Annotated in this window: 8 protein-coding genes; 4 read left to right on the plus strand and 4 right to left on the minus strand. The window is 63.5% G+C overall.

Features of this window, described 5'->3' with window-relative positions; translation table 11 throughout:
* Together YWC_RS0126460 and YWC_RS31065 are read right to left on the minus strand one after the other, a co-directional pair.
* Positions 1-227: IS3 family transposase (locus YWC_RS0126460; protein ID WP_027867954.1), on the minus strand; the 227-nt coding region annotated here is incomplete at its 3' end.
* Between the two features lie 41 nt (positions 228-268).
* Positions 269-1510 carry a UDP-glucose dehydrogenase family protein gene (locus YWC_RS31065; RefSeq protein ID WP_084416623.1) on the minus strand — a complete coding sequence of 414 codons (1242 nt, stop codon included), beginning with the start codon at positions 1508-1510 and terminating at the stop codon, positions 269-271.
* Positions 1511-2032: 522 nt separating this feature from the next.
* On the opposite strand from YWC_RS31065, the gene YWC_RS0126475 reads away from it, so the two are divergent.
* The gene (locus tag YWC_RS0126475) at positions 2033-2407 is read left to right on the plus strand and encodes a SpoIIAA family protein (protein ID WP_349680687.1); all 375 of its coding nucleotides are present in this window, start codon (positions 2033-2035) and stop codon (positions 2405-2407) included.
* Positions 2408-2613: 206 nt separating this feature from the next.
* Here YWC_RS0126475 and YWC_RS31075 read toward each other — a convergent pair whose 3' ends face one another.
* Positions 2614-3936, minus strand: a complete 1323-nt coding sequence (locus YWC_RS31075; protein ID WP_036216297.1) for an ATP-binding protein — start codon at positions 3934-3936, stop codon at positions 2614-2616.
* Positions 3933-4598: a response regulator gene (locus YWC_RS0126485; RefSeq protein ID WP_027868050.1), complete on the minus strand. Its 666-nt coding sequence runs from the start codon at positions 4596-4598 to the stop codon at positions 3933-3935. The genes YWC_RS31075 and YWC_RS0126485 overlap by 4 nt, the downstream gene beginning before the upstream one ends.
* Before the next feature lie 206 nt (positions 4599-4804).
* Between YWC_RS0126485 and YWC_RS0126490 the strand changes: the two genes are divergently transcribed.
* The 3 genes from YWC_RS0126490 to dsbG all read left to right on the plus strand — a co-directional run.
* Entirely contained in the window at positions 4805-5611 is an 807-nt protein-coding gene (locus YWC_RS0126490; protein WP_027868051.1) for a TlpA disulfide reductase family protein, read from the plus strand.
* A gap of 77 nt (positions 5612-5688) precedes the next feature.
* Positions 5689-7470, plus strand: a complete 1782-nt coding sequence (dsbD, locus tag YWC_RS31080; RefSeq protein ID WP_156923918.1) for a protein-disulfide reductase DsbD — start codon at positions 5689-5691, stop codon at positions 7468-7470.
* 26 nt (positions 7471-7496) lie between these two features.
* Positions 7497-7981: thiol:disulfide interchange protein DsbG (gene dsbG, locus YWC_RS0126500; RefSeq protein ID WP_027868052.1), on the plus strand; the 485-nt coding region annotated here is incomplete at its 3' end.

Below are 7981 nucleotides of genomic sequence, written 5' to 3' on the forward strand. Positions count from 1 at the left end.
AGCTTGTCCTCGGGGCTGCTCTCGTCCACCGGCTTCGGCCCACGCTTGACGTCGAACAGGGCGCCGGCGTTCTCCAGAATCTCCTTCTTCCACTGGCCCACCAGCACCGGATGCACACCGTATTCCTGCGCGATCTCCGTCACCGTCTTCACCCCGCGCACCGCTTCCAACCCCACCTTGGCCTTGAACTCGGCGCTGTGCACCCTGCGCTTTTTACCTTCACTCATTCGCTGTAATCCTTTCGCGGACGACAGCTTAAACCACCGTCTCAAATTCGGGGTCCACTATAAAACTCCTTCCACTCCGTCGCGATGGCGAGCACATCGGCGCCTTCCACTGCGGCTACTGCGGAATCAACGATGTTGAGCAGCTCATGGCAACGTGCTTCGCCATGCTCGCTGATCAGCACGTTTTTTGCCTCTTCGCTGGCGGCCGGGTCGTATGCCTGGACCCGGCAATTCGCAGCAAAAAGCGCCCTGATCAGTGCAAGACTCGGCGCCTCGCGCACATCATCCGTGTTGGGCTTGAAAGACAAGCCCCAAAGTGCGACGGTTTTTCCTGCCAGCCTGTCGGTCCCATTGAAGTACTGCGCAATTTTTTTGAACAGAATATTTTTTTGCGTCGCATTCACCGCTTCAATGGCAGCCAGGATGCGCAGTTTCTGCCCATGGTCGGCCGACGTTTTTAAGAGCGCCCGGACATCCTTGGGGAAGCAGGAGCCGCCATAGCCTATTCCCGGATACAAAAAATCCGGGCCAATGCGCGGGTCCGAGCCTATGCCGCGCCGCACCAGCTCGATGTCGGCGCCCAGCGTCTCCGCCAGGTTCGCTAGTTCGTTCATGAAGCTGATGCGCGTTGCCAGCATGGCATTGGCGCCGTATTTCGTCAGCTCGGCGCTGCGCGCATCCATCTCCAGCAGCTTTTCATGATTACGGCTGAACGGTGCATAAAGGTTCCGCATGATTTTCGTCGCCTGCGGATTGTCGCTGCCCACGATGATCCGGGCGGGGCGCATGAAATCCTCGATTGCCGCCCCCTCCTTGAGAAACTCGGGATTGCTGACGACAGAAAAGTCGATACAGACACCGCGGGCCCGGAGTTGTTCGGCAATCACGCTTCTTACCCGGTCGGCAGTGCCCACCGGGACGGTAGATTTGTTGACCAGGGTAATCGGCCGTTGCATGAGCTGGCCGATGCTGTGCGCCGCCGAAAGAACGTGCGTCAGGTCGGCACTGCCATCTTCATCCGGCGGCGTACCCACGGCCAGGAAAATGATGTCTGCATCCGCGACCGCTTCGTCATAATTCGTGGTGAAAAGCAATCTGCGGGCCGCCGTGTTATGGGCGATCAGGGCATCAAGGCCTGGCTCGAAGATAGGGCTCCGGCCAGCGTTGAGCATCGCGATTTTGTGTTGGTCCAGGTCCATACACAGGACGGTATTGCCGACATCGGCAAAGCACGCGCCTGAAACTAGTCCGACGTAACCGGTGCCAATAACTGATATTTTCATGTGCAGTAAAATGTATAAAAAAGAACCAAATCGGGACAATATAAAGTGACCCGTCGGTGAGACAATTCTTCGGGGTTAAGGCTGCGGTGTTTTCTGTCACTGCAGTTGGCCGGCGTTGGCCCAGCACTTGCGTACTGTCTATTTGCCGACCATCAGCGCGCCACTGCCACTGCCACTGCCACTGCCACTGCCACTACGCTTGCCGCTCGCTGGCTCATTGTAATTGAGCGCCTGTTACGTGTTGGCGAAAGCGGCCAGATATACGTCCTCCTGTTTGACATTGCGCCACTGGCGTTCGGCCAAGATATTGCCTTGAGCCCGATCGCTCCTATCCATGAATGCTTGGCAAACCGGGGGGGAATCCATAGACGCCAGAAAAAACCGTCCTTGTGCTGATAGCAACAAGACCGTACACTTGTCGGTCCCGACCTCTGCCATCGGATCAGAGGGCACAGTCAAGTATCGGTGGCCTCGGGTGATTGTAGCCAACATATAGGTTTCAAACTATTTTAACTGTATAAGATGCCGAATACTCAACTGTGGATCGAACCTCTCGGCCATGTCATAGTGGCGCGATTGAGAGGTGAATTAAGCGAAAGCATGCTTGAGGAAACCCATAAGCGGGTCGTCCAGCTGCTACAGGATACCGGACACACGCGCGTTCTCTACGACGGCTTGGAAATCGAGTCGCCCAATGTCGAGCATGCACTGTTGCAGGAAAAACTCGAAAAAGAAGCCAGTCAACTGTTCCACGACCGGCCCCTGCGTAAAGCCATTTTGGTGGCGAATACTCGGTTGGCCTACTTTGCACGGATCGCATTCGGACAATTTGGTGAAGGCGAATACCGTGTTTTCTATAACGACCTTAGCCAGGCCTTGCACTGGCTTGAAGAGTAAAAGCAACGTCCGCTTTTCGTGTCAGCGGCCCTGCATGACCGCAGTCCGGACGCTAAAGTTGTCTGGCAGAGCGCCCGTGACGGAGTCCCGCAGCGGCGCATCGAATACGACTGCGCGCGCCAGCAGAAAACCGGTGGCGGCGCTGCACGTACGCATAGGCAGGTGCCTTTACCAAGGCACCGACGGCGAGGCATGTCGTTCGAAGCTCATGCGGCAGGGAAGGCCAGGTGTGCGGCCAGCCCGCCTCCCGCGCGGCGTTCGAGCTTCCAGCTGCCGTCGTAGCGCGCGACGATCGCCATGACGATCGAGAGGCCGAGGCCGCTGCCCTGGCCGCCGCCCTTGCGCCAGAAGCGCTGCCCGGCCTTGCCGATGTCCGCATCGCTCATGCCGCTGCCCTGGTCTTCCACCGTAAAGCCCGCCGTCCCGCCATGCTGCACGATCCGCAGCACGACAGTGGCCTCGGCATCGCTGTAGCGCAGCGCATTGTCGAGGATATTGCGCAGCGCCGTCACGGCGAGGGATGCGGGTATGCGGAGAACGCGTGCTGCGCCGCCTTCGTCGTGAACGCACACCCTGGCGGCCTGCTGCGCCGGAAGGTGCATGAGGACCTGCTCCGCGATTGCGGCTGCGTGCAGGCGCTCGTCATCCTCGAATGCCATCGAACCCTCGACGCGCGCCAGCATCAGGAGCTGGTTGATGATGCCCTGCAGGCGTCCTACCCCGCGTTCGGCCTGCTGGAGAGCTACCGCCGTGTCCGGCCCATCGCCACTCATGCGGGCGACCTGGAGATGGGTCTTGACGGCGGTGAGTGGTGTGCGCAATTCGTGCGCGGCGTCGCCGGTGAAGCGCCGTTCACGCTCGATGGTGCGTTCGATCCTGGCCAGCAGGCCGTTGACGGTCGTGACCAGCGGGGCGATCTCGCGCGGCAGGTCCTCCTCGGGCAGCGGGTGGAGCGCACCGGGTTCGCGGGCTTCGAGGGCAACGCGGATCCGTTCCAGTGGCCGCAGGCCATGGCGTACGGCGAACCATAGCGCGATCAGGGTCGCCGCCATGGCGACAAGGAAGGGCACGAAGGTGGCGAAGGCGATATTGCGGAACAGCTGCTGGCGGCGCTCGGTCTTGTCGGCGGTGGTGATGCGCATACCGTTGTGCTCGATGGTGTAGCTGCGCCAGGTAACGCCGTCGATGACGCGGGTGCGGTAGCCGGGTGACACCAGGCCGAGGCGTTCCGGGCTGTTCTCGGTGCGGCCCACGATGCCGCCCCGCACCAGCCGGATCTCGCAGGCCACGTTGTCGGTGCGTACCAGGTAGGGGATCGGGCTGGCCCCGCGCGAACCCGGCTGCACCGAAAGATGGGGCGAGTCGGCAATCAGCGCGGCGACCATGCGCGCCGATGCCGCCAGCCGTTCGTCGAGTGCGTCGCGGAACTCGTCGCGCAGGTCGACCAGCGTCCACAGCGACGACAGGGTCCAGAACAGTGCGAACGAGGCGGCGATGGTGACCAACAGGCGCAGGCGCAGCGTCTTCATGCCCCCGCCTTGCCAAGCCGGTACCCGAGGCCACGCACGGTTTCGACGATATTCGGCCCGAGCTTGCGACGCAGGTGGTGGATGTGGACGTTCAGGGCATTGCTTTCGACGCCGTCGCCCAGCCCATACAGGCTATCCTTGACCTGGTCGGTGCTGAGGATGCGCTGGCCGCTGTTGAGCAATGCCTGGAGCAGGGCCAGTTCGCGCCGCGACAGCTCGACCGGGTTCCCATCCAGCGTCACCACCTGGGTGGCGGGATCGAAGGCGAGCGGACCATGCTCGATGCGGTCGACGCTGCGGCCGGCACTACGCCGTTGCAAGGCATGCAGCCGTGCTACCAGTTCGTCGAGTTCGAAGGGTTTCACCAGATAATCGTCGGCGCCGCTGCGCAGGCCAGCCACCTTGTCCTGCACGTCGTCGCGCGCTGTCAGGACCAGTACCGGCCAGTCCTTGCCGGCGCCGCGCCAGCGCCTGAGAAGCGTGAGCCCGTCGGTGTCCGGCAGGCCGAGATCGAGGAGGAGGACGTCGAAGCGGCCGGTCTGCACGGCCATTTCCGCTTGCGAGGCATTGGCGACATGGTCGGCCCCGATTCCGGACAGGCGCAGGCCGGCAAGAATGCCGCTGGCGACCAGTTCGTCGTCTTCGATGACGAGTACACGCATGGCTAACCCGAGTAGTAGATGCAGGAAGCGCGATCTTACCGCTTTACGGTTATCCCGTGATTAACGGCGGCGGCGAAACCGGTGCCTCCCGGTAATTCGACAGAATTCTTAATGTGGTGCTAATCGTCAGGCAATAGGATGGCTGTATTCGCCAGGCGTCGAACCGGCCCGTCGGGCCGGCGCCATGCGCAGGAAAGCACACCACCATGATTGTCACACTCGGCCCGCTTGCCTTGCCCGCGCAACTGCTGGTCGCATTCGCAACGATCATCCTCGGTTCCGCCATCGGCAATAGGGTGGCGGCCAGGCGCGGCGTGAAGGCCGAGGGCTCGCTCTGGCTGATCATCGCCGGGGCGATCCTGGTGGCGCGCATCGTCTTTGTCGCCCGTTACTGGCCGCTGTACGCGGAAGAACCCTGGCGGCTGCCGGACCTGCGCGACGGCGGGCTGGCGCCGGTCGCGGGCTTCACGGCCGCTGTCATCATCGGCGCCATCCTGGCATGGCGCAGGGCCGAGCAGCGCGCCGCGATCGTCATTGCCTTATGGGCCGGCATCTTCATCTGGATCGCCGGGAACGGGCTGATCCGCATGGCCACCGAGCGCCAGGCCCTGCCCGAGGTGATGCTGACGGATCTTGACGGACGCGCCGTTCCATTGTCCGCATTTGCCGGCAAGCCCATGGTGGTCAACCTGTGGGCCAGTTGGTGCCCGCCTTGCAGGAGAGAAATGCCCGCCCTTGGCAAGGCGCAGCGCGAAGCGAACGACCTGAACTTCGTATTCGTCAACCAGGGCGAGGACAGCGCCACGGTACGTGCCTACCTGAAGGCCGAGGGCCTGCCGCTGCGGAACGTGGTGCTCGACCCCGGCGGAGCATTGGCCAAGGCAGCCGGCGCCCCGGGCCTGCCGACCACGCTGTTTGTCGACGCGAACGGAATACTCGTCGACAAGCGGATGGGCGAGGTATCGAGCGCCACGCTGGCCGAACACCTGGCGGTCCTGCGCAGCAAGCGCTGAACCGGAAACGCGAGAGAGCGACATTAATGAAAGACAGGAGAGAGCGTATGGTCTTCTTATCACGAACGCTACCCGGAATGGGCCGGTGGCTGCTTGCGCTGCTGCTGGTTCCGCTTGCCGCGGTGCTGCTTGCAGCATCCGGCAACGCGGCGGCCGCTGAAGACGATTTCCTGCCGCCCGAGCAGGCGTTCCGCTTCGCCGCCTACATGGTCGACGGACAGACCGCTGAAGTGCGCTTTGACATTGCGCCCGGCTATTACATGTACCGCGAGCGCTTCGCATTCGAAGCCGGGGAGACCCGGCTCGGACAGCCTGTGTTCCCGGCTGGCGAGAAGCATTTCGACGAGACCTTCCAGAAGGAAATGGAAACCTATCGCGGCGTGGTCAGGGTGCGCATTCCCGTGGACGGGACGGGAAGCTTCACATTGAAGACCACCTCGCAGGGCTGCTCCGACAAGGGCTTGTGCTATCCGCCGATGGCATCGAGCGCGGTCCTGGAGGCCGCCGGGCCATCGGGGCTGCGCCCGGCCGCTGCTGCGCAACCGGCAGCAGCCGCCCTCGAAGGTACGCTGACCGACGACAACGATAGTGGACGCATCGAACGGGCCTTGAGCAGCCGCGAGCTGGCGGTCATCGTCCCGATGTTCCTGCTGCTGGGTCTGGGCCTCTCGTTCACGCCCTGCGTGCTGCCGATGCTGCCGATCCTCTCCTCGATCATCGTCGGCGACAAGGGTTCCGCGTCGCGCTTGCGGGGCCTTGCCCTGTCGGTGTCGTATTCGCTCGGCATGGCGATCGTGTATACCGCGATGGGCGTGGCGGCCGGCCTGGCGGGCGAAGGACTGGCAGCGGCGCTGCAGAACGCCTGGGTGCTGGGCGCGTTCGCCCTCTTGATGGTCGTGCTGGCGCTACCGATGTTCGGCGTGTTCGAGCTGCAGGTGCCGGCGGCGATCCAGTCGCGCCTGGCGGGAGCCTCCAACCGGCAGGGGACAGGCACGCACGCGGGGGTGTTTGCAATGGGAGCCATCTCGGCACTGATCGTCGGTCCCTGCGTCGCCGCACCGCTCGCGGGCGCGCTCGTGTACATCAGCCAGACCAAGGATGCCTTCATCGGCGGCAGCGCATTGTTCGCGATGGCCGCCGGAATGAGCGTGCCGCTGCTGCTGGTCGGCGCCTCGGCGGGCACCCTGCTGCCGCGCGCGGGCGCCTGGATGACGGGTGTCAAGCGCTTCTTCGGCGTGCTGATGCTGGGCACCGCATTGTGGATCGCGGCGCCGGTCCTGCCGCCCCAGGCGCTGATGCTGGGCTGGGGCTTGCTGGGAACGGGCTATGCCGCGTCGCTACTGCTGCCGCGTCCACGCCGGCCGCTTGGTGTGGCCGCCGGCCTCGTCGTCGGGGTGCTGGGCGCGGCGCAGCTGGCCGGCCTGGCCGCTGGCGGGACCGATCCGCTGGCGCCTTTCGCCACGGCGGAGGCGCACCAGGAGACCCGGTTCCAGAGAATCCGCTCGATCGAGGAGCTCGATGCCGTCCTGGCCCGGAGCCCGGGCAAGACCGTCATGCTCGACTTCTACGCGGACTGGTGCGTGTCATGCAAGGAAATGGAGCGTTTCACGTTCTCCGATCCGCGCGTACAGTCACGCTTCGACCAGATGCTGCTGCTCCAGGCCGACGTCACTGCCAACAACGCGGCCGACCAGGCCTTGCTCAAGCGCTTTGGCCTGTTCGGCCCACCCGGGATCATCTTTTTCGGCGCCGACGGCCGTGAACTCGGCGGCACACGAGTCATCGGCTACGAGGATGCCGATTCCTTCCTCGCTTCGCTTCGCAAGGCGGAAGCCGCGCAACCCCCCCCCCAATCTTAATCAACGCCTTCACTATCGGAGTCGACATGCAGGCTTTCAAATACGCGGTGCCAACCGCACTCGCAGCAGCACTCATCAATACGGCCGCCTTCGCCACCGAGCAGACCCCACCGGTCCTGGAGCGCGCCGTAAGCGCCGGCGTCAAGGTGGTCAGGCAGTTCCCGGCCGGCTCGGGGCTCACCGGCTGGGTGCTTTCCCAGGGGGGGCGCCATTCGCTCGTATACACAACGGCGGACGGAAAGACGCTGGTGGCGGGAGCGCTGATCGATGAACGTGGCCAGAACCTCTCGGCCCAGCACGAAGACATGTACATCCCCAAGCCGGATTTCGCAGCCGCATTCGCNCANCTNGAGAAATCGGCATTCATCGCCGAGGGNAGCACCAAGAATCCGAAAAGCATCATCTACGCCTTCGTCGATCCGAACTGCCCTTATTGCCACTTCATGTGGCGTGCAGTCCAGCCGTACGAGGCGGCTGGACTGCAGGTGCGCTGGATCCCCGTCGCAACGCT

This window comes from Massilia alkalitolerans DSM 17462, from assembly GCF_000427785.1.
Taxonomy (GTDB): domain Bacteria; phylum Pseudomonadota; class Gammaproteobacteria; order Burkholderiales; family Burkholderiaceae_D; genus Telluria; species Telluria alkalitolerans.

Bases quoted from the DNA above. Each gene is read 5' to 3' on its own strand.
- YWC_RS0126485 (WP_027868050.1), bottom strand. From the start codon at position 4,598: ATGCGTGTACTCGTCATCGAAGACGACGAACTGGTCGCCAGCGGCATT.
- YWC_RS31075 (WP_036216297.1), bottom strand. From the start codon at position 3,936: ATGAAGACGCTGCGCCTGCGCCTGTTGGTCACCATCGCCGCCTCGTTC.
- YWC_RS31065 (WP_084416623.1), bottom strand. From the start codon at position 1,510: ATGAAAATATCAGTTATTGGCACCGGTTACGTCGGACTAGTTTCAGGC.
- YWC_RS0126490 (WP_027868051.1), top strand. From the start codon at position 4,805: ATGATTGTCACACTCGGCCCGCTTGCCTTGCCCGCGCAACTGCTGGTC.
- YWC_RS0126475 (WP_349680687.1), top strand. From the start codon at position 2,033: ATGCCGAATACTCAACTGTGGATCGAACCTCTCGGCCATGTCATAGTG.
- dsbD (WP_156923918.1), top strand. From the start codon at position 5,689: ATGGGCCGGTGGCTGCTTGCGCTGCTGCTGGTTCCGCTTGCCGCGGTG.